Genomic DNA, 24665 nt, shown 5'->3' on the forward strand with positions numbered 1-24665 from the left:
CACCGCATCCGAGATGACCACCGTGAACACCGCGCCGGGCCACACCAAGAACCTGCTGGATCCCGGGTTCGAGCTGACCCTGCGGCCGATGCGGTACCCGCAGTTCTACGACCGCTACCGCGACGCGATCAAGAACACCTGGACCGTGGAGGAGGTCGACCTCCACTCCGACGTCGCCGACCTCGCCAAGCTCTCCCCCGGTGAGCAGCACCTGATCGGCCGTCTGGTCGCCTTCTTCGCGACCGGCGACTCGATCGTGGCCAACAACCTGGTGCTGACGCTCTACAAGCACATCAACTCCCCCGAGGCGCGGCTGTATCTGTCGCGGCAGCTCTTCGAGGAGGCGGTGCACGTCCAGTTCTATCTGACGCTGCTGGACACCTACCTCCCCGACCCGGACGACCGCGCCGCGGCCTTCGCCGCCGTCGAGAACATCCCCTCCATCCGGGAGAAGGCGGAGTTCTGCTTCCGCTGGATGGACTCGGTGGAGAAGATCGAGCGGCTGGAGACCAAGGAGGACCGCCGCCGCTTCCTGCTCAACCTGATCTGCTTCGCGGCCTGCATCGAGGGGCTGTTCTTCTACGGCGCCTTCGCGTACGTGTACTGGTTCCGCTCGCGCGGGCTGCTGCACGGCCTGGCGACGGGCACCAACTGGGTGTTCCGCGACGAGTCGATGCACATGGAGTTCGCCTTCTCGGTCGTGGACACCGTCCGCGAGGAGGAGCCGGAACTCTTCGACGACGAACTTCAGCGGCAGGTCACCGACATGCTGAAGGAGGCCGTCGAGGCGGAGCTCCAGTTCGCCCGCGATCTGTGCGGCGAGGGGCTGCCGGGCATGAACACGGCGTCGATGCAGGAGTATCTGCAGTGCGTGGCCGACCAGCGCCTGCGGCGGCTCGGCTTCGCGCCGGTCTTCGGCTCGGAGAACCCGTTCTCCTTCATGGAGCTGCAGAACGTCCAGGAGCTGACCAACTTCTTCGAGCGGCGCGCTTCGGCGTACCAGGTCGCGGTCGAGGGGTCGGTCGCCTTCGACGACGACTTCTGATGTCTACAGGGCGGGCCGGACCCGGAGAGGTCCGGCCCGCCCTGTGCGGTGGGACACACTCAGTCGTTGGGCACCGTCTCATAGCGGGCGGTGCCCTCGGCCATCTGCTTCAGCACATCCTTACGGTCGCGCTTGGAGAGCCGGTCGATGTAGAGGTAGCCGTAAAGGTGGTCGGTCTCGTGCTGGAGACAGCGCGCGAAGTAGCCGGTGCCGCGCACCGCGATCGGCTCGCCGTTGAGGTCCTGGCCGCGCACCACCGCGTAGTCGGGGCGGGCCAGCTCCGCGTAGGCCGTGGGGACCGACAGGCAGCCCTCGTTGGAGTCGTCCAGCACCCGGCGGTCGGCCGGCAGCTCCTCCAGCACCGGGTTGCACACCACGCCCACATGGCGAACGCCCTCGTCGTCCATGCAGTCGTAGACGAAGACCTTAAGGTCGACACCGATCTGGTTGGCGGCCAGGCCCACGCCCTCCGCCGCCCGCTGGCTGGCGAACATGTCGTCGACGAGCCGCGCGAGCTCCTCGTCGAACACGGTCACGTCCCGGCACTCCTTGTGCAGGACCGGGTTGCCGTACACGGTGATCGGGCGGGCGGTGCCGCGCTCGCGGAAGGCCCGCTCGCGCTCCTCGCAGTCCTCCGTGTCCACGATGAACTCGTCGTCCACCCGCTGCTTCGTCCCTTGCTGCGACATCGTCCGCCGTATGCCTTCCTTCAACCGTGATGCGTCGCCCTACAGGGTACGGGCACGGCGCGGCGGGGCGCGGTGCGCTTACGCACTGTGACCGGGCTGCTGGCGGACCACGCAGCGGAGCCGCATATCGGTGCTTTCCCCTCCCCGCCCCTCCCCGCTACCGGGGCTCCGCCCCCGGCCCCCGTGGCCGACGAACCGACCGCAGCCGCGATCAGCTCACCGACCAGGACACCGACCGCGCCACCCGCGACGCGGTGATCGAGCAGCCGACCGGTGACCAGGAGGCCAGGAGGCCAGGGGGCCAAGGCGTCCGCGGGCCCGACGGTGAGGGCGCGAGTGCCTGCACCGGCGGCCTGATCGCGGTCGGCACACCAGCGCAGCGGAGACCCGCGCACGTCCGGGGCTCCCGGCCGGGGTCTGGGGCAGAGCCCCGCCCCAGGACCTGGGCAGAGCCCCACCGCCAGCTGGGGCGAAGCCCCGGTTCGGGGCCAGGGGCAGAGCCCCGGTCCGGGGCCTGAGGCGACGCCCCGGTTCAGGGCCAGGGGCAAAGCCCCACCGGGGCCAGAGGCAAAGCCCCGGTTCAGGACCAGAGGCAAAGCCCCAGATCAGGACCAGCGGCAAAGCCCCACCGGGGCCAGAGGCAAAGCCCCGGTTCAGGACCATAGGCAAAGCCCCACCGGGGCCAGAGGCAAAGCCCCGGTTCAGGACCATAGGCAAAGCCCCACCGGGGCCAGAGGCAAAGCCCCAGATCAGGACCAGCGGCAAAGCCCCACCCGGGGCCAGGGGCGAAGCCCCGGATCGGGGCCAGGGGCAGAGCCCCGCCGGGGCCTGGGGCGAAGCCCCAGATTCGGGAAGGGGCGGGGAGGGGACAAGCCCGCCGCAGGCGCCGCGATCCGCCCGACACCCCTAAGACCCAGTGCAGCCGCCAGCCGCCAGCCGCTCAGCAGACCTCTTCCAAGTCCCGCCACTCACGCGTATCCGGGCTGTCCGCGACCCACCCGTCCAGCAACCCCCGCACCAGCCCCCCAGGCGCCGCGATCCCGCATTCGCGCTCGGGAACCCACAGCGAGCCCGAGCCCGCCATACGGTGGCCCAGCGGCCCGGGGTGGCCCGGTTCGCTGTGGTCGTGGGGGTCCAGATGCTCGCCCTCGCCCTCGTCGCTGGGCATCCGGCTCTCCGAGCAGGAACGACACAGCAGCCGCACCGACGACGACCAGTCCTCGGCCGCGAAGCCCGCGTCCGCCGCGAGCCGCTCCAGGGCGTCCCGGTCGGCCTCGGTGGCCGCCTCCAGCAGCACCACCCAGGTCGGCACCGGGGACGGCGCCCACAGCTCGATCTCGTCGAAGACCGGGTACACGGGGCCCGCGGAGGTCGCCCGCTCACCGTGCGGCACACCGTCGTGCAGCACCACCTCGCCCCAGCGCCGCCCTGACGACGGCAGCGGGATGGACAGCACCTCGATCCGGGCCGGGTCCAGCCGGCGGCCCCAGACGACCTCGGCCTCGCCCTCAGGGGACAGCCGCACCGCCGCGCTGCCCAGCTCCATGCCGAGCGGCTCACCGGACGCGGACGCCTCTCCGGGCACCTTCAGCCCGTACGCCTGCCAGGCGCGGCGGGCCAGCGGCCAGTCCTGGAGCGCGGTGGCCGCGATGCCCACGTTCCACCAGTCCGGAGCGCCCGTCTCGCGGTCCAGCAGCGCGACCGCCCGCAGCCCCGCGGCGCGCGCCTGCTCCCAGTCGTGCCGGAACTTGTGCAGCAGCGCCAGGTTGAACCAGGACTCCGACAGCCACGGCTCCAGGTCGGCGGCGCGGGTCAGCAGCGCGCCCGCGTCCTCGTACCGGCCGTCGCCGATGAGCGTGAACGCACGGTCCGTGGCCTGCCGCCATGAGGCGGACGGCCGGTGCCGTACCTTGCCGAAGATCTTCACGATTCCCGCCTGCCGGTATCGAAGTCGTCCCGTACCAGATGCCTTCGCGGACGGCGTCGCCCTCCCTTGAAGACAACCTGCCACACATTCGCGGACATCTCAGCCCGACCCCTCACCCTGCGGCCGGGATGCGACGCCCACCACACCTCCTTGCCACCGGCCATCTGGCCTGGCACCCCTCTCCTCGCATCCAACCATGCCCCTCGGGAGGCCCGCTCATTACCGGCGAGTTCTCAGTTCTCACCGGGGCCGGTCGCCGGGGCCGGTCACCGGGGCCGGTCACCGGGCCGGTCACCGGGACCGGCCGTGCACCCCGCGCGACAGCACCGTGGCGAGCGCCTCGACCACGACCGGGTCGAAGTCGCGCGCCGTGGCCAGCCGCAGCCGCTCCAGGGCGCGCAGCGCGGCCGCCCCGGCCGCTCCCTCGGCCGCGGGCCCGCTCACCAACTCGGTGTACGCGTTCACCGCGCGCACGATACGCGCGGCGAGCGGCTGCTCGCGGTACGGGTCCGCCTGGCGCTCCACGACCAGCGCTACCTCGGCGGGTACCCCGGTCTGGCGTACCACAGCGCCGCCGAGCAGCGCGATTTTGCGCTGCTCGGCGGCGGGCAGCGGTTCGGTGGCCCCGGCGGGCACCGGGTCCACCAGCGACAGCTGGCCGATGTCGTGCATCAGCGCCGCGTACTCCAGCACGGTCAGCCGGGGCTCGGAGAGGCCCAGCTCACGCCCCACGGCCCGGCTGAGCCCGGCCACCTCGCGGGCGTGGCCCGTCGGGGTGTACCCGGCTATCTCGGTCGACCGGGCCAGGGAGGCGATGGTCTGGCGGTAGGTGGCCCGTATCCCGGCGTAGCGGCGGTAGGAGTACTGGATCAGCAGCAGCGGCACCGCCAGCACCGGCACCGGCCACAGCCCGGCGACGGCCACGGTGAGCGCCATCACGGCCGCGGTCGCGCACACCGCAGCCCCCACGCCGGGCAGCGACCGCAGCTCGTCGCGGAGCAGCGGCCCGTAAGGCCAGCCGGTACGGGCGCGGGCGAGCGCGGCGGCCAGGACGGCGTCGCAGAGGGCGGTCAGGGTCAGCAGGGCGAGCAAATAGCCGACGATGGACGGGCCGTGGCCGAGCCAATCGGCCAAACGGCCGGTCCGGTGCAGCGGTTGGAAGCAGACGGCAGCGAACGCGGCGGTCAGCACCCGGCGGGCGGTGTGGCCGGGGTCGACCGGGCAGCCGAGCGCGAGCGGCGCCACCAGCCCGGCGAGGGACGCGGCCACGACGACGGTGACCACCTGGAGGACGCCGTGGGTGGCGGGCTCCCCGCCGAGCCGCCCGAGCAGGGCGTATCCGAGGGCGCCTGCGGCGGCGAGCGGCGCGGGCTCACCGCGCGGATCGGGCACTCCCCCGCCGCCGCCCGGCAGCGCGGGCGGCGCCTCGACGCACCGGATCGCCTCCCCCACGGCGATGAGCGCCCCGAAGGCCAGCGCCGCCTCCGCCTGCCGCGCCCCATGCCACTCGGTCCACACCAGCGCCACCACGGCAAGCGCCCCCGCCGCGCCATACACGGCGACGACCGTAAGGCCGCCACAACGCCCCCGGGATATCCGCTCCCGCCCCTCCTCGCGCGCGGCGACGGTCTCGGCTCGTTGGCGTCGGGCGCGATGAAAGGCCCGGGCGTGCCGCTCGGCGATCCGCGCAAGGGCGTTAGGGGTCCGGGAAGTGGCCACTACCGAGGCGGGACGAGCCCCCCTGGCAGGCCACTGAGCCGCGCTTTCATCCCGCCCCCGCGGACCACAGCGGCCCGTGACGCCGGGCTCGCCTTTGCCCGAAGCGCCCGGGGTTCCCCCTGGTCCAGCGTTGGCTGGTCCGGGGGCCCGCTCAGGGTCAGGGCGGTCCGGGGCTTCCCCGGGGCCCTCGTCGGCCGGACCGGGGGCGGGCCCGGGGGCCCGGGCGGAATCGTTCGTGCTGGGTGTGGTGGGGTTCTCGGCGGGGCTCATGGGCCACCGCCGGGGCCGCCCGTGCCGGGGCGGGGTCCGCCGGGGGTGGCCGTGCCGGGGGCCGCCGCGCGCACCAGGGGCGGGGCGGGCTCGGGGAGGGCGTCTGCTGGGACGTTTCCGCGCTCCTCAGGGGCGTCCGCCGTGACCGTCGCGTGCCAGCCGTGGCGGTCCAGGGCGCGGGTGAGGGCCCGCACCATGCGGGGGTCGAACTGCGAGCCCGCGCACCGCTTCAGCTCCTCCACGGCCGTGGGCACCGACCGCGCCCTGCGGTACGTACGCGTCGAGGTCATCGCGTCGAAGGCGTCCGCCACCGCGACCACCCGGGCGAACTCCGGGATCTGCGCCCCGGCGAGCCCGTACGGATAGCCGCTGCCGTCCAGCCGCTCATGGTGGTGGAGGATCGCGGCCCGCGCCTCGCCCAGGAAGCCGATGCCGCGCACCATCTCGTCGCCGTACTCGGGGTGCAGCTCGATCACCCGGCGCTCATCAGGCGTCAGCGGACCGTTTTTGCGCAGCAGCCGGGTGGGCACGCCGAGCTTGCCGACGTCGTGCAGGATGCCCGCGATCCGCACCGCCTCCAGCCGGTCGCCGCTCATGCCCAGCTCACGGGCGATCATCGCGGAGGCGCGGCCGACGCGCTCGCTGTGGCCCCGGGTGTAGCGGTCCTTGATGTCGACCGCCTGGACCAGGGCCCGGATGGTGGCCTGGTGAGCGGCGCTCTCGCGGCGGTAGAGCACGAAGCCGCAGGCGCAGACGTACATCGGCAGCAGCACCAGCAGGGCCGCCGCCGGTCCGTAAGGGCTGCGCCACAGCACGGCCATGGCCAGCCCGGCGGGCCCGTGCACCAGGTACGGGGCGAGGGCGCCGGGCAGCCGCCCCCACCAGGCGGCGCGCGGGGACTGCCGCTCGGCGGTGACCAGCACCCCGCCCTCCAGTGCGGTGGCGGTCAGGCCCAGGACGAGCGCGGCGGCCACCGCGGCCGCCAGGGCGTACGGAAAGCCGGGCGTAGCGGACGCCTGCGTAGCGGACGCCAGCGCGGCGGACGCCTGCCCAGCGGAGGCCCCAGCGGGGACCTGCCCAGCGGACGCCTGCCCAACAGAGGCCTGGGCGCCGTCGCCGAGGGCCCAGAGGGCGCTGAGGGTCCCGGGGCCGTCCAGGGCCGCGAAGGCGCACGAGGCGGCCCAGACGGCCAGCGAGAGCCGTGCGGCGCGCCAGGCCCGCCGCGCCCCGGCCGGGGGCCGCTCGACGCGGGCGAGCAGCGCACCGGGCACGGCGACCAGCGCCGCGGCGGCGGGCGGCAGCAGAAAAGCCCCGGCCAGAAGGACGGGGCTGCACCATTCCGGCCAGCGGGCGCGGACCCTGGAGCCGACCGCGTGGACCGCGGCGAGCAGGGCGGTCGTGGCCCAGGGGACGGCCGCTCCGGGTCGTACGGCCGGGGCGGCGCAGTACGCCCCGGCGAGCACGGCGCACAGGACATAGGCGCGCGCGCCGTGGGGAAGTGCCCGCACGGTGTCCTCCTCCCCATCCATGTCCATTGCGCCGCCCCTCTCGGGCGGGGCGGGTCAGGTGGTTGGGGAGCTTAGGACGAGACGGGGCGTATGGGACCGGAGGGACTGTCCGATTACACCCCTTCGAGTGATGATCTGATCACCGAGGGTGGGAGCGAGAACGCGCCAAGTCCACTCACGTTCGACCGGCGTACCACTGGGGACCGAGCCGCGGGGTCACTCCTGGGCGCTGCGCCCCGAGGTCACTCCTGGGCCCTGCGCCCCGCCGGGATCACTCCTGGGCGCTGCTCGGCGCCTTCGTCTCCGTCGTGATCTCGCGCTCCGGCACCGCCTGCCCGGAGCGGATCAGCTCGATCCGCCCCATGACCTTCGACCGGAGGTCGGTGGGCACGTCGTCATGGCCGCAGCACCGCTTGACGAGCTTCTTCACGGCCTTCTCGAGGCCGTACTTCTCCAGGCACGGGGAGCACTCGTCGAAGTGCACCTCGAACTTGGCGCAGTCGCCGTCCGGCATCTCGTGGTCGAGGAACTCGTAGAGGTGGTCGAGAACCTCGGAGCAGTCCGTCTCATGCGGCTCTCCGCAGCTCATGAGTCCGCGCCTTTCCGATCGTGCGACTCGTCCGCCGCGGCGCCCGCGCCCGCCGGGACCAGCCCGCGCCCACGGGCGTAGTCCTCCAGCAGACCGCGCAGCTGGCGGCGCCCACGGTGCAGCCGGGACATCACCGTACCGATGGGTGTACCCATGATGTCCGCGATCTCCTTGTAGGCAAAGCCCTCGACATCCGCGAGATAGACCGCGATGCGAAACTCCTCGGGGATGGCCTGAAGGGCCTCCTTGACATCGGAGTCGGGCAGGTGGTCGAGGGCCTGCGACTCGGCGGAGCGCAGACCGGTCGACATGTGCGACTCGGCGCGCGCGAGCTGCCAGTCCTCGATCTCCTCGGCCGCGCTGCGCTGCGGCTCCCGCTGCTTCTTGCGGTACGAGTTGATGAAGGTATTGGTCAGGATGCGGTACAGCCACGCCTTGAGGTTGGTGCCCTCGCGGAACTGGTGGAAGGACCCGTACGCCTTCGCGTAGGTCTCCTGCACGAGGTCCTCCGCGTCGGCCGGGTTACGCGTCATCCGCAGCGCGGCCGAGTACATCTGGTCCAGGAAGGCAAGGGCGTCCCGCTCGAAGCGCGCATTGCGCTCCGAGGACGACTCCTGCGACCGCTCGATCGGCTCTCCCTCGGTAACGCCGTCGGTCCCTGCGTCGGTCCCAGTGACCTGACCCACCTCCTCCAGCTTCGTGTCGGGTCCGGATGCGGACCCGCTCGAATCGGAGAATAGACGACGATCCGGTGCGCCCGCCGCTCCGATCTTCACGGCCTGCGCCGCCTGCAGCTGGGACCAGTCCAGGTCAGCGGCGCGTGGACGGGCCGGGCAAGCAAGCGAACCCATGCGGGGGACTCCTCTTCCTCGTATTCCGCGTATCAGTGCCTCTTACACGGTGAGTACCGACAGCCCGTTCAACACGGATCCCCCGCGTCGCATTCCCGCCCCCGCCCCTGCCCCCGGCCCGGCGCCCGGCGCCCTTGACCAGGGCGGGTCAGCGGCCGGCGGGCCAGCGGTCAGAAGTCGACGATCAGCGACGGCGGCCAGCGGCCAGCGGCCAGCGGCCATTGTCAGCGATCAGCCCAGGGCACGCGGCAGCCAATCGGCGACGGCCCCGGTGATCAGGGCGAGCGCCGCGGGCTCGTCGAGGTCCGCCGACTTCGGCAGGCCGAAGACATGATCGCCGTACGGCACCTCCACGAGCTCCATGGCCGCGGGCAGCTCCGGGAACTCCTCCGGGCGCCCGAACGGGTCCCGGCCGCCCTGGACGATCAGCGTCGGCACGCCCGTGCCCAGCAGCTCCTCGGCCCGGGACCGCTCCGGCTTGCCCGGCGTGTGCAGCGGGAACGACAGGGCCAGCACGGCCTTCGCGCCCAGCTCCGTCGCGGTCCGGCAGGCCACCCGCGCCCCGGCGCTGCGGCCGCCCGCCACGATCGGCAGCCCGGCCTTCTCCAGCGCGGGCCATACGGCACGCCATCCGGTGTCCAGGGTCGAGGGTGCGGGCGCGACCTTCTTGCCCGCCACCCGCCAGGGCTGCTCGACCAGCGCGACGCTCACCCCGAGCCCGGGGAGCGCCCCGGCCAGCGCACGCAGGTCCCGCGCCTCGATGCCCCCGCCGGCGCCATGGCTCGCGGCGAGCAGGGCATGGGCGCCGGGGGCGTGGTGCCAGGTGATCCGCGCGTCCCCGGCCGGGGTCGCCACCATCTCGGTGGTCACCTGAGGCTCGTCCGTCCTCTTCTGAGGCTCGTCCGTCCTCTTCCGAGGTTCGTCCGTCTTCTTCGCGGCCATCAGAACAGCGTGCCCTCCTCCGGGGCCTCGAGTTCATCGAGCAGCTCGGGGCCGTTGTTACGGACATCACTCACCCCGGTCGTCACCGGGTAGGCCCGCAGCAGCCCGGAGGGCGGCGGCGCCAGCAGCGGCAGCAGGTCGTCGGGGTCGGTGCGGCCCGGGTCCAGCCAGGAGGCCCAGCGGTCCTCGGTGAGGACCAGCGGCATCCGCGGGTGGATCTCGGCGAGCGAGCGCGGCCCCTCGTCCCGGGCCGCGCCCCCGAAGGGCTCCTTGTCCGCCTCGGTGGTGATCACCGTGCAGGTGACCCACCACGCCCGGGGGTGCTCGTCGGGCAGCGTCCGGTCCCGCCAGAACTCGTACAGCCCGGCCATGGCCATCACCGAGCCGTCCACCGGGGTCACGAAGTACGGCTGCTTGCGGGGCCGCTTGCGCTTGCCCTTCTCCTCCAGCTGCCGCTCCCCCGCCGCGGTGACCCACTCGTAGTAGCCGTCGGCGGGCAGGATGCAGCGCCGCGAGGCGAACGGGCGCCGGTAGGACGGCTTCTCGTGCACGGTCTCGGCCCGTGCGTTGATCATCTTGGCGCCGCCCTCGGGGGACTTCGCCCAGGACGGCACCAGCCCCCACTTCAGCGCCCTCAGCTGGCGAACCGGGCGCGGTTCGGCGGCGTCCTTAAGGGGACGTTCGAGCACCGCGTACACGTCCTTGGTGGGCGCGACGTTCCAGTCCGGCGCCAGAGTCTCCTCCGGCTCCCACTTCTCCACTCCGAAGAGCCCGACGAGATCCTCCGGCCTCCGGCTCGCTGCGTATCGACCGCACATAGGTGCCACACTGCCACGACCCCTACCGACGTGAGGAGCCGCCCGCACATGGACGCAACGAACGCCGCCGATCTGTGGGACCGGGTGACCGGCGCCCAGCCCGACCCCACCACCTGGCTGGTCGTCTCCACCGGCGTGATCGCGTTCGCGGTCGTGGTCTTCCGCACCGCGTGGCGGATAGCCCGTAACGCCATCACCATCGCCCACGAGGGCGGCCACGCCGTGGTCGCCCTGCTCAGCGGGCGGCGGCTGGACGGCATACGGCTGCACTCGGACACCTCGGGGCTGACCGTCTCCCGCGGCAAGCCCACGGGCCTGGGCATGATCCTCACCGCGGCGTCCGGCTACACCGCCCCGTCCCTGCTGGGCCTCGGCGGCGCCTGGCTGCTGGCGGCGAACCACATCACCTTGCTGCTGTGGGGGACGACGGCGCTGCTGGTCGCGATGCTGGTGATGATCCGCAACGCCTATGGCGTCCTTACGGTCGTCATCAGCGGGGCCGCCTTCTTCCTCGTCTCCTGGCTGACCGGGCCGGACGTCCAGGCGGGGTTCGCGTACGCCGTGGTGTGGTTCCTCCTCCTGGGGGGCGTGCGTCCGGCCTTCGAGCTCCAGCGCAAGCGCCGTCACGGCGGCGCGTACGACTCCGACCCCGACCAGCTCGCCCGGCTGACGGGCATTCCGGCCGGCGCCTGGCTGCTGCTCTTCCACGTGGTTTCGCTGTGTTCGCTGCTCGCCGGAGGGCGCTGGCTGCTCGGGCTGTGACCCGGGCTGCTCGGGCTGTGACCCTGGCCGTTGGGACCGTGACCCTGGCCGCCGGGACCGTGACCCCGTACGAGCGCCCGGCGCGCCTCCATCGGTGCCCGTAGCAGCGCCGTGTTTCGACTGGGTTTCGCCACTTTCGATCAAGATTGGCACTTCGGGCGAACCACTAAAGTGAGACCCATGACCGGCATTGAGACCTCCCCGGGCGACCACACCGCCCTCTGGCCCGCTCCGATCGCCGACGGAGCGGTTGACGCGACCGTCACCGTGCCCGGATCCAAGTCGGTTACCAACCGCGGTCTGATCCTGGCCGCGCTCGCCGCCGAACCCGGCTGGCTGCGCCGCCCGCTCCGCTCCCGCGACACCCTCCTGATGGCCGCCGCCCTGCGCGCCATGGGCGTCGGCATCGAGGAGACGGTGTCCGACGGCACCCTCGGCTCCAGCGGCCCCTCCGGCGGCGGAGAGGCCTGGCGGGTCATCCCGGCGGGGCTGCACGGCCCGGCCACCATCGACGTCGGCAACGCCGGCACCGTGATGCGCTTCCTGCCGCCGGTCGCCGCCCTGGCCGACGGTCCCGTCCACTTCGACGGCGACCCCCGCTCCCACGAGCGCCCGCTGCACGGCGTGATCGACGCGCTGCGCGCCCTCGGCGCCCGCATCGACGACGACGGCCGCGGCGCGCTGCCGATGACCGTGCACGGCGGCGGGGCGCTGGACGGCGGTCCGGTCCGCGTCGACGCCTCGTCGTCCTCCCAGTTCGTGAGCGCGCTGCTGCTGTCAGCGCCGCGCTTCAACCAGGGCGTCGAGGTGCGTCACATCGGCGCCGCCCTGCCCTCCCTGCCGCACATCCGGATGACCGTGGACATGCTCCGCGCGGCGGGCGCGCGGGTGGACACCCCGGAGGCGGGCGGCGAGCGGGGCGTCTGGCGGGTGGCGCCGAGCGCGCTGCTCGGCCGCGACCTGGTCGTCGAGCCCGATCTGTCCAACGCGGCGCCGTTCCTGGCCGCCGCACTGGTCACCGGCGGCCGGGTGACCATCCCGGACTGGCCGGAGCGCACCACCCAGCCCGGGGACGAACTGCGCCGGATCTTCACCGAGATGGGCGGTTCCTGTGAGCTCACCGACACCGGCCTGACCTTCACCGGAACGGGCCGGATCACCGGGATCGACGCCGATCTGCACGAGGTCGGCGAGCTCACCCCGGTGATCGCGGCGGTCGCGGCACTGGCCGACTCCGAGTCGGTGCTGCGCGGCATCGCGCATCTGCGGCTCCACGAGACCGACCGGCTCGCCGCCCTCGCCAAGGAGATCAACGAGCTGGGCGGCGACGTCGCCGAGACCGAGGACGGCCTGCGGATCCGCCCGCGCCCGCTGCACGGCGGGATCTTCCACACCTACGAGGACCACCGGCTGGCCACCGCCGCCGCCGTCCTCGGCCTGACCGTCGACGGCGTGCTGGTCGAGAACGTGGCGACCACCGCGAAGACCCTCCCCGACTTCCCCGGCCTGTGGACCGGGATGCTCGACGCGACGACGACCTCGGCGCGGAGATCCTGAGAGCCTGGACTCATGCGCCGCTACGGCAAGCACACCGACGAGGACGACGTTCGGATCCGCCCCAACCGCAAGGGCAACCGGCCGCGCACCAACATCCGCCCCAAACACGAGGACGCCGCCGAGGGATTCGTGTTGACGGTCGACCGCGGCCGGCTCACGGTCCTGGTCGAGGACCGCACCATCACCGCCATGAAGGCGCGCGAGCTCGGCCGTAAGGGCGTCGTGGTCGGCGACCGGGTCGCGGTCGTCGGGGATCTCTCCGGCGACAAGGACACGCTCGCCCGGGTCGTCCGGGTCGAGGAGCGCTCCTCCGTCCTGCGCCGGACCGCCGACGACGACGATCCGTACGAGCGTGTGGTGGTCGCCAACGCCGACCAGCTCGCGATCGTGACCGCCCTGGCCGATCCGGAGCCGCGCCCGCGGCTGATCGACCGGTGTCTGGTGGCCGCGTTCGACGCGGGCCTGGAGCCGCTGCTCGTCCTCACCAAGTCCGATCTGGCGCCCCCCGACGACATGCTGAAGACCTATGAGCCGCTCGGCGTCCCTTATGTCGTCACCAGCCGCGACGAACTGGCCGACGGCGACGCCGCCGCCGACCGGGTGCGGGAGCGGCTGACGGACCGGATCACCGTCTTCGTCGGCCACTCCGGGGTGGGCAAGACGACGCTGGTGAACGCGCTGGTCCCGGACCGCCAGCGGGCCACCGGCCGGGTGAACGCGGTCACCGGCCGCGGCCGCCACACCACCACCTCCGCGCTCGCACTGCCCCTGCCGGACGCCAAGGGGTGGGTGATCGACACCCCGGGCGTGCGGTCCTTCGGACTGCACCACGTGGACCCGGCGCGGGTCATCCACGCCTTCCCTGACCTGGAGCCGGGCACCGAGGGCTGCCCACGCGCCTGCAGCCACGACGAGCCGGACTGCGCGCTGGACCAATGGGTGACCGACGGCCACGCCGAACCGGCCCGGCTCTACTCCCTGCGACGACTACTGGCCACCCGCGAGCGGCGGGAAGGCGACTAGGGACGGTCCGCCCAGGTTCGGGGCCTGGGGCGGAGCCCCGGTTCGGGAAGGGGCGGGGAGGGGAACAGCCCGCCGCAGGCGTCACGATCCGCCGGACACCCCCAGGAAGCGTGTTTGCCGCTCCATCCGGGCGGTAAATGGATAATCGCATCAAGCAATCCAGGCACCCGGGCACGCCCCGGGCGACGGCAGCCGACGGCGGCGCGGGAGGGCATCTCTATGGCGTGGCTGCTGGTCGTGGTCGCCGGGCTACTCGAAACCGGCTTCGCCGTCTGTCTCAAGCTCTCGCACGGCTTCACCCGCCTCTGGCCGACCATCGCCTTCTGCGCGTTCGCACTCGGCAGCTTCGGGCTGCTGACGCTGTCCCTGAAGAAGCTCGACGTGGGGCCCGCGTACGCGGTGTGGACGGGGATCGGGGCCGCCGGGACCGCGATCTACGGCATGGTCTTCCTCGGCGACCTCGTCTCCACGCTCAAGATCGTCTCCATCTCACTGGTGATCGTCGGCGTGATAGGGCTCCAGCTCTCCGGCTCGGCCCACTGAGACCCATCGGCACACCGAGCCCCGGCTCAGGCCAGCACGGTGCGCACCATACGGGCCACGTCCGCCGCCGGGGCGGGCGCCACCACGTACGACAGGGCCAGCCTGGCGACCGCCTCACAGGCCAGCGGCAGCTCGACCGCGCCGGACGGCCAGTCGCCCTCCAGCAGCCGCACCGCCCGGTCCCGCGCCTCGCCGAGCAGCTCGCCCGGCGCGGGCAACGGCCCCGGCGACTCCGGCAACCCCGGCGACCCCGGCGACCCCGGCGACCTCAGTGGTGCCGCCCTTACGGACGTCGGCAACCGCTCGTTCCAGCAGCCCGTGAGCACCGCCCGCACCAGCGGGTTCTCGGCCGCCGAGCGGACCGTCCACACCGCCGCGGCGGCCAGCCGCTCCCGGGGGGCCGCCGCGCCGGACGCCCCGGACAGCGCCCGCTCGACCCCGCACAGATACGCGTCGGCCTCGCGCCGCACCAGAGCGCGGGCGAGCCCCTCCTTGCTGCCGAACTCGTTGTAGAGGGTCTGCCGGGAGACCCCGGCCGCCGCCGCGACCTCGGACATCTTCACCCTCGGCCACGGACGGCGCGCGAGCGCGGCGAATGCCGCGTCGAGTAAGGATTCACGCGCTGCGGGCATCGTCGCCTCCCAGAGCGGGCATCGTCGCCTCCCGGCCCGGCATGTGCCCGACAGAATTGACGGGCCGCCAGATGAAGTCAAGAGCCCCGCGCGAGTGGCCTGGCAGGTGGCCCGGCGGGTGGCCTAGCGGGTGGCCCGGCGGGGGCCCGGCGAGTGGTCCGTCCAGCCGCAGTCCCCCAGCCGTTGTGGAGTCGTGTGGCTCCGCGTCTTTCCCTGTCGATACTGTTCGGCCATGCCCGACTACCACGATGACCTGCGTCTCGCCCACGTTCTCGCCGACACCGCCGACGCGACCACCATGGAGCGGTTCAAGGCGCTCGACCTCAAGGTCGAGACAAAACCCGATATGACGCCGGTGAGCGAGGCGGACAAGGCGGCCGAGGAGCTGATCCGCACCTCGCTCCAGCGCGCCCGGCCGCGCGACGCGGTGCTCGGCGAGGAGTTCGGCAGCGAGGGCAGCGGTCCGCGGCGCTGGGTGGTCGACCCGATCGACGGCACCAAGAACTACGTCCGCGGGGTCCCGGTCTGGGCCACCCTGATCGCCCTCATGGAACGCGGCGAGGGCGGCGACCGGCCGGTGGTCGGGGTGGTCTCCGCGCCGGCGCTGGGACGGCGCTGGTGGGCCGCCGAGGGGCTCGGGGCGTACACCGGGCGCAGCCTGTCCTCGGCGAGCCGGCTCGCGGTCTCGAAGGTGAGCAACCTCTCCGACGCCTCGTTCGCGTACTCCTCGCTCAGCGGCTGGGAGGAGCGCGGCAAGTTGGACGGCTTCCTCGATCTGACCCGCGCCTGCTGGCGCACCCGGGGTTACGGCGACTTCTGGCCGTACATGATGGTGGCCGAGGGCTCGGTGGACCTCTGCGCCGAACCGGAATTGTCGCTGTGGGACATGGCGGCCAACGCGGTGATCGTCCAGGAGGCGGGCGGCCGCTTCACCGGACTCGACGGCGTACCGGGCCCGAACAGCGGCGACGCGGCGGCGTCCAATGGGCTGCTGCACGGGGTGATGCTGGACTACCTGCGGTCCTGAGGGGCCTTCCGGGGCCGGCCGGAGCATGAACCGGAGCGCGGGGCGCACTCAGCGGCAGATCGGCTTCCGCGCGCCCTTGTTGGACCCACCGAGGCATGTGAACATGAGAATTCCAGACCTTGTGAACTTGTGAATCCTTTCTCTAATGGGATGCGGATTCACCAAGGAGGTGGCTCCATCCATGCCCATGCACGTCCGTGACGCCATGAGCTCGGTGGTCCTCACCATCGGCCCCGCGCATACGCTCCGCCAGGCCGCCCGGCTGATGTCGGCGCGCCGGGTGGGATCGGCCATCGTGCTCGATCCCGACACCAGCGGACTGGGGATCCTCACCGAGCGCGACATCCTCAACTCGCTGGGGGCGGGCCAGGACCCCGACCAGGAGGCCGCACACGACCACACCACCGCCGATGTCGTCTTCGCCGCCCCCGGGTGGACGCTGGACGAGGCGGCCCGCGCGATGTCCCAGGGCGGCTTCCGCCATCTGGTCGTCCTCGACGCGGGCGACCCGGTGGGGGTGGTGTCCGTACGCGACATCATCCGCTGCTGGGCCCCGGCGCCCCAGCCCGTACCGGCGTAAGGACCTGGCCCACCGCGCCCGGCACACGAAACCGGCACACGAAACCGGCACACGAACCGGCACACGAACCGGCACACGAAGAGGCCGGAGCCCAACGGCGTCCGGCCTCTTCGGTTGGTACGGCAAGCGTCCGTCAGCCGCGCAGGGCCTGGACCGCGGCCTCCAGCCGCTTGCCGTAGTCGGCGTCCGCCTTGCGGAAGTTCTCGATCGCCCGCTGTGCGATGTCATCGCGGGAGACCTCGGCGATGGACTGCGCCAGATTCTCGATCAGGCGCTCCTTCTCGTCCTCCGACATCAGCCGGTAGAGGTTGCCCGCCTGGACGAAGTCGTCGTCCTCGGCGTGCGAGGGAGCCTCGTGGTCCCCGGTCCGGCCGGACACCGGGGACGGCTGCCACAGCGCCCGGCCGGTCTCGGCCGGGCCGCCGAAGCTGTTGGGCTCGTAGTTCTTGGCGCCCGCGTGACGGCCGTCGTAGAGGAAGCCGTCCCGGCCGTACGTGCGCGCCTCGGCCGCGTGCGGACGGTTCACCGGCAGGTGGTCGGCGTTGATGCCGACGCGGTAGCGGTGGGCGTCGCCGTACGCGAAGAGGCGGCCCTGGAGCATCTTGTCCGGGGACGGGCCGATGCCCGGCACGAAGTGGGCGGGCGAGAAGATCGACTGCTCGACCTCGGCGAAGATGTTCCGCGGGTTGCGGTTGAGCTCCAGCTTGCCGATCTCGATCGGCGGGTAGTCCTCGTGCGGCCAGACCTTGGTCAGGTCGAACGGGTTGAAGCGGTAGTTCGCCGCGTCGGCCGCCGGCATGATCTGCACCTGCACGGTCCAGGTCGGGAAGTCACCGCGCTCGATGGCCTCGCGCAGATCGCGCTGGTGGCTGTCCGGGTCCAGACCGGCGGTCTCGGCCGCCTCGGCGGCGGTGAGGTTCTTGATCCCCTGGTCGGTCTTGAAGTGGTACTTCACCCAGAAGACCTCGCCCGCGGCGTTGTTCCACTGGTAGGTGTGCGAACCGTAGCCGTTCATGTGGCGGTACGAGGCCGGGATGCCGCGGTCGCCGAACAGCCAGGTCACCTGGTGGGTGGACTCGGGCGAGAGCCCCCAGAAGTCCCAGACGTTGTCCGCCTCCTGGGAGCCGGTGTACGGGTCGCGCTTCTGGGTGTGGATGAAGTCGGGGAACTTGATGGCGTCCTTGATGAAGAACACCGGGGTGTTGTTCCCGACCAGGTCGTAGTTGCCGTCCTCGGTGTAGAACTTCAGCGCGAAACCGCGCGGGTCGCGCACGGCGTCCGCCGAGCCGAGGCTGCCGGCGACCGTCGAGAAGCGCAGGAACGTCTCGGTCTGCTTGCCGACCTCGGAGAGGAACGCCGCGCGGGTGTACTTCGTCACATCCGCGGTCACGGTGAAGGTGCCGTACGCACCGGCGCCCCGCGCGTGCACGATCCGCTCCGGGATCCGCTCGCGGTTGAAGTGGGCGAGCTTCTCGATCAGGTGCTGGTCCTGGATGAGGACCGGGCCGCCGGCGCCCGCCGTTTCGCTGTTCTGGTTGTCCGCCACCGGAGCCCCGGACTCCGTGGTCAGCGGACCAGTGATGTCGTCCTGGACCGTCACGTGCGCCTCCTGCGTACTCACATTCTGTCCCTCGGTCTGGGGCTGGGATCGATCCTACATTGGACATTGTCTAAGTCAAGAAGCCTTTGAAACTCGTACCCGATCTGGTCAAGGACTCGTCCGCTGCTACCCTTGTCCTTATCTGACTGATAGGTGAATGGCATGAGTGACCTGCTGGAACGGCTCAGGGGACGCGGCTGGAGGCTGACCGCGCAGCGGCGTGTCGTCGCCGAGGTCCTCGACGGGGACCACGTGCACTACACCGCCGACGAAGTGCACGCACTGGCGGCCGAGCGACTGCCCGAGATCTCCCGCGCGACCGTGTACAACACCCTCGGCGAGCTCGTCACGCTCGGCGAGGTGATCGAGGTCAGCACGGACGGCAGAGCCAAGCGCTACGACCCGAACGCGCATCACGCGCATCAGCACCTGGTGTGCGCGCGCTGCGGCACGATCCGCGATGTCCACCCCTCCGGCGACCTGCTCGCCGACCTGCCCACGCAGGAGCGCTACGGCTTCGCGATCTCCGCGGTCGAGGTGACGTACCGGGGGCTGTGCCCCGACTGCGCGGGCTGAGGCCTGAGGGGCGGTGCGAGCGGCGCGGATCGCGACCGTAAGGCCGCGACGGCGACCGTAAGGCCGCGATAGGCGAAAGGCCCGGATCCTGGAGGATCCGGGCCTTCGCTGTGGTAGCGGGGACAGGATTTGAACCTGCGACCTCTGGGTTATGAGCCCAGCGAGCTACCGAGCTGCTCCACCCCGCGTCGTTGTGTAGCAACCTTAACCCGGGGTGGACAGCAGGAGCAAACCGATTACCGATGGGCTGCCCGCCGGTGGCTCGCCGCGTGCGGATTCGGACGGGGCTGCGCCTGGTCCGGGCAGGGCCGGAGGGCCCGCTGCGCCCCGCGTCGCAGCGGAGGCCGCCCGAGCCGCGGGTCGGCCGGGTCCGGGCCGGGGATCCGGCTCGGTGCGCTCCGCCGTGGGCTCGTCTTTCCCCTCCCCGCCCCTTCCCGAACCATGAGGCTCCGCCCCCTGGACCCCGGACGCCCTTCGGGCGTGTCCTCAAACGCCGGACGGGCTGATCTCAGCCCGTCCAGGGGGCACCTCCCAGCGGTAGCTGGGGGATTGAGGACCGGGGTCCAGGGGCGGAGCCCCTGCCACGCGGCGGAGCCGCATATCGATGCTGCGGGGAGGGGCAGGGAGGGGCACCGGCAGCGCTGGCGTCGCGTCAAGACGTGGCGTCCTCGCATCAACGCCTCGTCAGGGCTGGGGGCAGTCGGGGCCGGGTGGCCGTCAGGGCCGAGGGCCGCCGGGGCCGGGGGCCCAGCCCGGCGCCGCCGCCTACGCCGTGAGCTCCTGCTGGAGCGCCTCTCGCAGTCGGGCCGCGCGCTCGGCGACCTCCGCGGGCCCCAGCTCGACCGCCCGCGCACACCACCGCTGCCCCTCGGCGAGCGCCCCGCGCCGGGCCGCGAGCAGCGCCAGCCGCAGCGCTGCCCGCCCGTGCCCCGCCTCGGCGGCACGCGTCCACCACAGGGCGGCCTCCGGCTCGCTGCCCTCCCGGGCCAGCAGCAGCCCCAGGTTGAACGCGCCGTTGCTGCTGCCCGCCTCGGCGGCCGTGCGGTACCAGCGTGCGGCCTCGACCACGTCGCCGCGCGCGGCCGCGAACATGCCCACCCGCACCTGGGCCCGCCGGTGGCCCTGGCGCGCGGCGCGCTCGTACCACTCCTCGTACTCGGGGACGTGCGGTCCGGAGCCGTCGTCCGGCGGCGGGGTCGGGAAGCGCGTCCCGGACGAGCTGCCGAAGCCGGTGCCGGTCGCCGGGTCGCCGCCGACCGCGGAGCGGTCCAGCAGCGCGGCCAGCCGGAAGGCGCCCTCGGCGCTGCCGCCGCCCGCGGCGCAGCGCAGATGGCGCTCGGCGCCCTGGAGGTCGCCCTCCCGCTGGAGGGCGAGGCCGACCTGCAGCGCGGCCTCGGTGTGCCCGGCGGCCGCGGCCCGCTCGTACCACTGCCGGGCCGCCCGGTCCTCGCCCCGGCCCGCGTACAGGATCCCCAGGTTGAACGCGGCGTCGACGCTGCCCGCCTCGGCCGCCTTGGAGAACCACGGCTCGGCGCCCGCCGCGTCGCCGCGCTGCAGCAGCATCACGGCGACCGCGTTGGCGGCCTCGCGGTGGCCCGCGTAGGCGGCGCGGCGGTACCACTGCTCGGCCTGGGCGGTGCGGCCCTGCTCGGCACAGAGCAGCCCGAGGTTGTAGGCGCCGTTGATGTCCCCGGCGTCGAGCGCGGCGCGGTACCAGCGCTCGGCGGTCTGGGTCTCGCCCCGGTCGGCGTGGAGCGCGCCCAGCGCGTTGGCGGCGTTGCCGTCGCCGTCCTGGGCGGCCCGGTGCCACCAGACGGCGGCGCTGTCGGTGTCACCCGCGTCACGCAGCAGGAAGCCCAGCGCGCAGGCGGCCCGGGCCTCGCCGTCCTTGGCGGACATCAGGTACCAGCGCCCGGCCTCCTTGGCCTCACCGCGCTTCTCCAGCAGCGTGCCGAGGTGGAGGGCGGCGCGCCGGTGGCCGCGCGCGGCGGCCTGCCGGTACCACTGCTCGGCCTCCTCCCGGACGCTCCCGTCGGCGCCGCGGCGGCGCTCGGCCGCCGGCTCGTCCCCCTCGTCCCCGCGGTCGTCGAGGATGCGGGCGAGGCGGTAGGAGGCCTCGCGGTGGCCGCGCTCGGCGGCCGTACGGAACCAGCGCTCGGCCCCGATGTCGCTGCGGTGCTCCAGCAGGTCGCCCAGCGCGTACGCGCCCAGGGTGTGGCCGGACTCGGCGGACTGGCGCAGCCAGTACTCGGCGGCGGGCTCGTCGCCCCGCTCGCGGTGATGGCGCCCCAGGGCGTGGGCCGCCGCGGGGGATCCGGCGACGGCGGCTATGCGCCACCAGCCGGCCGCCTCGTCGGCGTAGCCGCGCTGGTGCAGCAGAACGCCGAGGTTGTTGGCGGCGGCGCGGTCGCCCGCCGCGGTGGCTCCCCGCAGATGCGGTTCGGCGCCGTCGAGGTCGCCGCGGCGCAGCAGCAGCGCGCCGAGTGCGCTCATCGCGGCGGTGTCACCGGCCTCGGCGGCACTACGGTGCCGGGTCTCCTCCTCGGCATCGTCGTGCGCGTGCGCAAAACGCCCTGTCTCCAACAGACTGACCCTGTCCCCCATAAATCCCATCGTGGCATCACCCGCATCCGGCGTACACCTGGTATACCGCAGCCGAGGAGGTCACTTCAGCGTTTTGTCGACATGCCCACAGAGAGACAACCCAAACGCTTGTATCCGCATTCCCCGAGTGGACGCTCATACAACACACAACGAGGCCCGGATCCTTGCGGATCCGGGCCTCGTCTGTCAGTAGCGGGGACAGGATTTGAACCTGCGACCTCTGGGTTATGAGCCCAGCGAGCTACCGAACTGCTCCACCCCGCGCCGTGGTGCAACCACCGTACCACGGCGCGAGGGGTCGGCCGCCCGGCCGTTCTCGCAGGTCGTCAAGGGTCAGCCGCCCTTCTTGTCGGAACCGCCGGCGGCGCTCTGGCTCCGTGGCTGGTTCTGCTGCTGCCCCTGCTTGTCGCCGGCCGCCTTCTCCTCCGCCTTGGCGGCGCGGTCCAGCGCGTCCTTCAGGTCCTCCTGGGCCTTGCCGTAGGCCTCCCAGTCCTGTGGCTGCTTCTGGAGGGCGTCCTGGGCGTCCTGATAGGCGTCCGAGGCGTCCTTGAGGGCCTCCTTCACCGTCGGGTTCGCGTTCGACGGCGGCTCTTCCTGCCCGCCGTCTCCCGGTGGCCGTTGTTCGGACGACTTGCCGAAGACGGCGTCCAGGGCCTCGCCCAGGGTGTCCTTGAAGACGGTCTCCTTGCCGTAGGAGACGCCGACCTTCTTCAGCAGCGGGTAGTTGGCGCTGCCACCGCGGGCGTAGACGGGCTCGATATAGAGGAAGCCGTTGTCCAGTGGCACGGTGAGCAGATTGCCGTACTCGATGTCGGAGTCGGTGCCCCTCAGGTTACGGACGAACTCGGCGACCTCCGGATCACCGTTGAGCTCACTCTGCACCTGTTGTGGACCGGGCACGTTGGAGGTGACCTTCAGCAGTCTTATCGTGCCGTAGTCCTTGCTGTTGGCATCCGCGTCGATCGACATGAACGCCCCCAGGTTGGGACGCCCGTTGGGGGTGAAGGTCGTCGTCAGCGAGAACGTCTGCCCCTTCTGGTCGGGCATCTTCATGCTCAGGTAGTACGGCGGCACCGCGTTCCCCTCCTTGTGGGTCGGGTCCTCGGGCACCTGCCAGGCGTCACTGCCGCTGTAGAACTGCGTGGGGTCGGTGACGTGGTAGCGGGTCAGCAGCTCGCGCTGGACCTTGAACAGGTCCTGCGGATACCGCAGATGCTCCATCAGCTCGCCGCTGATCTTCTCCTTGGGCTCGACCGTGCCCGGGAACGCCTTCTCCCAGGTCTTCAGGACCGGGTCCTTGGAGTCCCACTCGTAGAGCTTGACGGTGCCGTCATAGGCGTCCACGGTCGCCTTGACCGAGTTGCGGATGTAGTTGACCTTGTTCTGCTGCGCGACCACCGAGCGGTCCCCGTTGCTCAGCGAGTCGGCCGTGCTGTCGCCCAGGGTCGTCCGCGAGGCGTACGGATAGCCGTTGGTCGTGGTGTAGGCGTCCACGATCCACTTGATCCGGCCATGGACCACGGCCGGATAGGCGTCACCGTCGATGGTCAGCCAGGGGGCGACCTTCTCGACGCGCTCCTTGGGGGTGCGGTTGTACAGGATCCGCGAACCGTCCCCGATCGCGCCCGAGTAGAGGATCTGGGGCTCGCCGAACGCCACCGCGTAGGCGGCGCGGTTGATCGGGTTGGAGAGGCTGACCCCGCTCTTGCCCTTGTAGCTGGTGGTCCGCTCGCCGTTCTTCTCGTAGTCGAGCTCCTTCTGGGGGCCGCCGACTATCGAGTACTGGTCGGTCTTCTCGCCGTAGTAGACCTGTTGCTTGTAGGTGCCGACACCGCCGCCGCTGGAGCCCTTGGTGGGCAGCCCGGACTCGGTGAAGTCCGGCGAGCCCGCCGGGTCCGCGTTGGGGTCGGTCGTGGTGCCCTTCGCCGCCACCATGCCGTAGCCGTGGGTGTAGGTGAAGTGGTCGTTGATCCAGTTCCGCTTGGGGATGCCGTTGAGGTTCAGCTCGCGCACACCGACGACGGTGTCCTGGTCCTTGCCGTCGGCATCCTTGTAGCGGTCGACGTCGAGCGTCGAGGGGAACTGGTAGTACTTGCGCTCCTGCTGGAGCTGCTGGAAGGTCGGCGAGATGACGCTGGGGTCGATCAGCCGGTAACTGGCCGTCGTATTGGCGTCCTTACGGAGCTTCTCGCCGCCGCCGTCGCTGTCGTTCTTGCCGGAGTAGTCCGCCACCTTGGAGTCATCGATGCCGTACGCCTTGCGCGTGGCCTCGATGTTCTTCTGGATGTACGGCGCCTCCTTGGCCTGCTCGTTCGGCTGGACCTGGAACTTCTGCACGATCGCCGGGTAGAGCCCGCCGATCAGGATCGCCGACAGCACCATCAGCCCGAAGCCGATGACCGGCAGCTGCCAGGTGCGGCGCCACAGCGTGGCGAAGAAGAGCACCGCGCAGATGGCCGCGATGCAGAACAGGATCGTCTTGGCGGGCAGATACGCGTTGGCGTCCACATAGCGCAGACCCGTCCAGTTGCCCGTCGCCTTGAAGTCGCTGGACTTCACCGCGAGGCCGTAGCGGTCCAGCCAGTACGCCACCGCCTTGAGCGCCACGAAGACGCCCAGCAGCACCGACAGATGGCCGGTGGCCGCGGCGGTCGCGCGGGCGCCGGGGCTGGTGACCCGCAGACCCCCGTAGAGGTAGTGCACCAGGGCGGCGGCGATCAGCGAGAGCACCGTGGCCGCGAAGCCGAAGCTCAGCAGGAAGCGGTACCAGGGCAGATCGAAGGCGTAGAAGGCCACGTCCTTGTGGAACTGCGGGTCCTTCTGGCCGAACGGCACCCCGTTGACCCACAGCAGCCAGATGCGCCACTGGCCGGCCGCCGAGGCTCCCGCGATCAGCCCCACCAGGGCGGTGACCGCGAGCAGCACCCACTTCTTGAACGGGGCGATGCCCATCCGGTAGCGGTCCAGGCTCTGCTGCTCCATGGACATCGCGCTGAGCGGCGGCCGCAGCCGGTGGGCCAGCCAGATGTTGATCCCGACGGCCGTGGCCATCAGCACGCCGAAGACGAAGAACAGCCCGATCTTCGTCTTCAGGGTGGTACTGAAGACGGAAGAGTAATGAAGCGAGCGATACCAGAGCCAATCCGTCCAAAATCCGGCAAACATGACAAAGAGCATGGCCAACACGGCCAGCACGCCCAGAGTCATGAGCAGGGTCCTGGCACGCCGGGACGGACGGCCGACTCTCACCCGCGGCCCTGTCGGGCCTCCGCCGCGGTCCGGCATCTGGAAAGCCAAGGTGCGCACCTCGAAGTTCGCTGTCGATTGAGGAACCCTGAACTCCAGGGCCCACCTGATGCAACTTACTCAGGCTTTACTCAGTTCCCGTTTCCGGGTCCGAACA

Annotated in this window: 20 protein-coding genes and 2 tRNA genes; 8 read left to right on the plus strand and 14 right to left on the minus strand. The window is 71.8% G+C overall.

All coding sequences use genetic code 11. The annotated features are described in order from the left end of the window. Positions 1–13 precede the first annotated feature (13 nt). Positions 14–1045, plus strand: coding sequence for a ribonucleotide-diphosphate reductase subunit beta (locus IEJ02_RS26365; protein WP_223864439.1), 1032 nt, complete (start codon positions 14–16; stop codon positions 1043–1045). 59 nt (positions 1046–1104) lie between these two features. On the opposite strand, the gene def is transcribed toward IEJ02_RS26365, so the two are convergent. The 8 genes from def to IEJ02_RS26405 form a co-directional block, all read right to left on the minus strand. Continuing rightward, the gene (def, locus tag IEJ02_RS26370) at positions 1105–1734 is read right to left on the minus strand and encodes a peptide deformylase (protein ID WP_191067146.1); all 630 of its coding nucleotides are present in this window, start codon (positions 1732–1734) and stop codon (positions 1105–1107) included. Between the two features lie 940 nt (positions 1735–2674). Beyond that, positions 2675–3661: a tetratricopeptide repeat protein gene (locus tag IEJ02_RS26375; protein WP_137979460.1), complete on the minus strand. Its 987-nt coding sequence runs from the start codon at positions 3659–3661 to the stop codon at positions 2675–2677. A 291-nt stretch (positions 3662–3952) separates the two neighbouring features. After that, positions 3953–5218: an HD-GYP domain-containing protein gene (locus IEJ02_RS26380; protein ID WP_191067147.1), complete on the minus strand. Its 1266-nt coding sequence runs from the start codon at positions 5216–5218 to the stop codon at positions 3953–3955. A gap of 428 nt (positions 5219–5646) precedes the next feature. Next, the gene (locus IEJ02_RS26385; protein WP_191067148.1) at positions 5647–7158 is read right to left on the minus strand and encodes an HD-GYP domain-containing protein; all 1512 of its coding nucleotides are present in this window, start codon (positions 7156–7158) and stop codon (positions 5647–5649) included. A 271-nt stretch (positions 7159–7429) separates the two neighbouring features. Next, positions 7430–7747: a mycothiol system anti-sigma-R factor gene (gene rsrA / locus IEJ02_RS26390; protein ID WP_137979458.1), complete on the minus strand. Its 318-nt coding sequence runs from the start codon at positions 7745–7747 to the stop codon at positions 7430–7432. Continuing rightward, a complete protein-coding gene (locus IEJ02_RS26395) occupies positions 7744–8433 on the minus strand; it encodes a sigma-70 family RNA polymerase sigma factor (RefSeq protein ID WP_191067149.1) in 690 nt (229 codons plus the stop codon). Before IEJ02_RS26395 ends, rsrA begins: the two co-directional genes overlap by 4 nt. Before the next feature lie 396 nt (positions 8434–8829). Further along, positions 8830–9456, minus strand: a complete 627-nt coding sequence (locus IEJ02_RS26400; protein ID WP_191067187.1) for an alpha/beta hydrolase family protein — start codon at positions 9454–9456, stop codon at positions 8830–8832. Positions 9457–9539: 83 nt separating this feature from the next. Next, positions 9540–10358 carry an SOS response-associated peptidase gene (locus IEJ02_RS26405; RefSeq protein ID WP_191067150.1) on the minus strand — a complete coding sequence of 273 codons (819 nt, stop codon included), beginning with the start codon at positions 10356–10358 and terminating at the stop codon, positions 9540–9542. Between the two features lie 48 nt (positions 10359–10406). On the opposite strand from IEJ02_RS26405, the gene IEJ02_RS26410 reads away from it, so the two are divergent. From IEJ02_RS26410 to IEJ02_RS26425, 4 genes are all read left to right on the plus strand, one after another. Further along, positions 10407–11120, plus strand: coding sequence for a M50 family metallopeptidase (locus IEJ02_RS26410; RefSeq protein WP_020868553.1), 714 nt, complete (start codon positions 10407–10409; stop codon positions 11118–11120). 180 nt (positions 11121–11300) lie between these two features. Continuing rightward, entirely contained in the window at positions 11301–12677 is a 1377-nt protein-coding gene (gene aroA, locus IEJ02_RS26415) for a 3-phosphoshikimate 1-carboxyvinyltransferase (protein ID WP_191067151.1), read from the plus strand. Positions 12678–12689: 12 nt separating this feature from the next. Continuing rightward, on the plus strand, positions 12690–13700 hold the full coding sequence (gene rsgA / locus IEJ02_RS26420) for a ribosome small subunit-dependent GTPase A (protein WP_191067152.1): 1011 nt from the start codon (positions 12690–12692) through the stop codon (positions 13698–13700). A 219-nt stretch (positions 13701–13919) separates the two neighbouring features. After that, positions 13920–14243: a DMT family transporter gene (locus IEJ02_RS26425; RefSeq protein ID WP_137979454.1), complete on the plus strand. Its 324-nt coding sequence runs from the start codon at positions 13920–13922 to the stop codon at positions 14241–14243. 26 nt (positions 14244–14269) lie between these two features. Here the strand turns inward: IEJ02_RS26425 and IEJ02_RS26430 are convergent, their stop codons facing one another. After that, complete coding sequence (locus tag IEJ02_RS26430) at positions 14270–14875, minus strand: TetR/AcrR family transcriptional regulator (protein ID WP_191067153.1); 606 nt, start codon at positions 14873–14875, stop codon at positions 14270–14272. A gap of 232 nt (positions 14876–15107) precedes the next feature. Here IEJ02_RS26430 and hisN point away from each other — a divergent pair, with 232 nt between their 5' ends. Both hisN and IEJ02_RS26440 read left to right on the plus strand, forming a co-directional pair. Beyond that, a complete protein-coding gene (hisN, locus tag IEJ02_RS26435; protein ID WP_137979452.1) occupies positions 15108–15902 on the plus strand; it encodes a histidinol-phosphatase in 795 nt (264 codons plus the stop codon). 187 nt (positions 15903–16089) lie between these two features. After that, positions 16090–16482 carry a CBS domain-containing protein gene (locus IEJ02_RS26440; RefSeq protein WP_137980926.1) on the plus strand — a complete coding sequence of 131 codons (393 nt, stop codon included), beginning with the start codon at positions 16090–16092 and terminating at the stop codon, positions 16480–16482. A 133-nt stretch (positions 16483–16615) separates the two neighbouring features. Here the strand turns inward: IEJ02_RS26440 and IEJ02_RS26445 are convergent, their stop codons facing one another. Next, positions 16616–18082, minus strand: a complete 1467-nt coding sequence (locus IEJ02_RS26445; protein WP_191067188.1) for a catalase — start codon at positions 18080–18082, stop codon at positions 16616–16618. 162 nt (positions 18083–18244) lie between these two features. On the opposite strand from IEJ02_RS26445, the gene IEJ02_RS26450 reads away from it, so the two are divergent. Continuing rightward, positions 18245–18658 (plus strand): Fur family transcriptional regulator, encoded by a 414-nt coding sequence (locus IEJ02_RS26450; RefSeq protein ID WP_191067154.1) that lies wholly within the window; start codon positions 18245–18247, stop codon positions 18656–18658. Positions 18659–18769: 111 nt separating this feature from the next. Here the strand turns inward: IEJ02_RS26450 and IEJ02_RS26455 are convergent. The 4 genes from IEJ02_RS26455 to IEJ02_RS26470 form a co-directional block, all read right to left on the minus strand. Continuing rightward, positions 18770–18846 (minus strand) — tRNA-Met (locus IEJ02_RS26455). 577 nt (positions 18847–19423) lie between these two features. Continuing rightward, entirely contained in the window at positions 19424–21271 is a 1848-nt protein-coding gene (locus IEJ02_RS26460; RefSeq protein WP_191067155.1) for a tetratricopeptide repeat protein, read from the minus strand. Between the two features lie 181 nt (positions 21272–21452). Then, positions 21453–21526 (minus strand) — tRNA-Met (locus IEJ02_RS26465). A gap of 69 nt (positions 21527–21595) precedes the next feature. Next, positions 21596–24547 carry a UPF0182 family membrane protein gene (locus IEJ02_RS26470; RefSeq protein ID WP_191067189.1) on the minus strand — a complete coding sequence of 984 codons (2952 nt, stop codon included), beginning with the start codon at positions 24545–24547 and terminating at the stop codon, positions 21596–21598. Positions 24548–24665: the final 118 nt, after the last annotated feature.

Origin of the sequence: Streptomyces sp. 5-10 (genome assembly GCF_014712245.1) — a bacterium.
Taxonomy (GTDB): domain Bacteria; phylum Actinomycetota; class Actinomycetes; order Streptomycetales; family Streptomycetaceae; genus Streptomyces; species Streptomyces violaceusniger.

What these genes read in the sequence shown, in the direction of transcription:
- IEJ02_RS26470 (WP_191067189.1), bottom strand. Translation starts at nt 24,547, where the DNA reads ATGCCGGACCGCGGCGGAGGCCCGACAGGGCCGCGGGTGAGAGTCGGC.
- IEJ02_RS26410 (WP_020868553.1), top strand. Translation starts at nt 10,407, where the DNA reads ATGGACGCAACGAACGCCGCCGATCTGTGGGACCGGGTGACCGGCGCC.
- IEJ02_RS26440 (WP_137980926.1), top strand. Translation starts at nt 16,090, where the DNA reads ATGCACGTCCGTGACGCCATGAGCTCGGTGGTCCTCACCATCGGCCCC.
- IEJ02_RS26430 (WP_191067153.1), bottom strand. Translation starts at nt 14,875, where the DNA reads ATGCCCGCAGCGCGTGAATCCTTACTCGACGCGGCATTCGCCGCGCTC.
- IEJ02_RS26400 (WP_191067187.1), bottom strand. Translation starts at nt 9,456, where the DNA reads ATGGTGGCGACCCCGGCCGGGGACGCGCGGATCACCTGGCACCACGCC.
- IEJ02_RS26450 (WP_191067154.1), top strand. Translation starts at nt 18,245, where the DNA reads ATGAGTGACCTGCTGGAACGGCTCAGGGGACGCGGCTGGAGGCTGACC.
- IEJ02_RS26425 (WP_137979454.1), top strand. Translation starts at nt 13,920, where the DNA reads ATGGCGTGGCTGCTGGTCGTGGTCGCCGGGCTACTCGAAACCGGCTTC.
- IEJ02_RS26405 (WP_191067150.1), bottom strand. Translation starts at nt 10,358, where the DNA reads ATGTGCGGTCGATACGCAGCGAGCCGGAGGCCGGAGGATCTCGTCGGG.
- hisN (WP_137979452.1), top strand. Translation starts at nt 15,108, where the DNA reads ATGCCCGACTACCACGATGACCTGCGTCTCGCCCACGTTCTCGCCGAC.
- IEJ02_RS26365 (WP_223864439.1), top strand. Translation starts at nt 14, where the DNA reads ATGACCACCGTGAACACCGCGCCGGGCCACACCAAGAACCTGCTGGAT.
- def (WP_191067146.1), bottom strand. Translation starts at nt 1,734, where the DNA reads ATGTCGCAGCAAGGGACGAAGCAGCGGGTGGACGACGAGTTCATCGTG.
- rsgA (WP_191067152.1), top strand. Translation starts at nt 12,690, where the DNA reads ATGCGCCGCTACGGCAAGCACACCGACGAGGACGACGTTCGGATCCGC.
- rsrA (WP_137979458.1), bottom strand. Translation starts at nt 7,747, where the DNA reads ATGAGCTGCGGAGAGCCGCATGAGACGGACTGCTCCGAGGTTCTCGAC.
- aroA (WP_191067151.1), top strand. Translation starts at nt 11,301, where the DNA reads ATGACCGGCATTGAGACCTCCCCGGGCGACCACACCGCCCTCTGGCCC.
- IEJ02_RS26460 (WP_191067155.1), bottom strand. Translation starts at nt 21,271, where the DNA reads ATGGGATTTATGGGGGACAGGGTCAGTCTGTTGGAGACAGGGCGTTTT.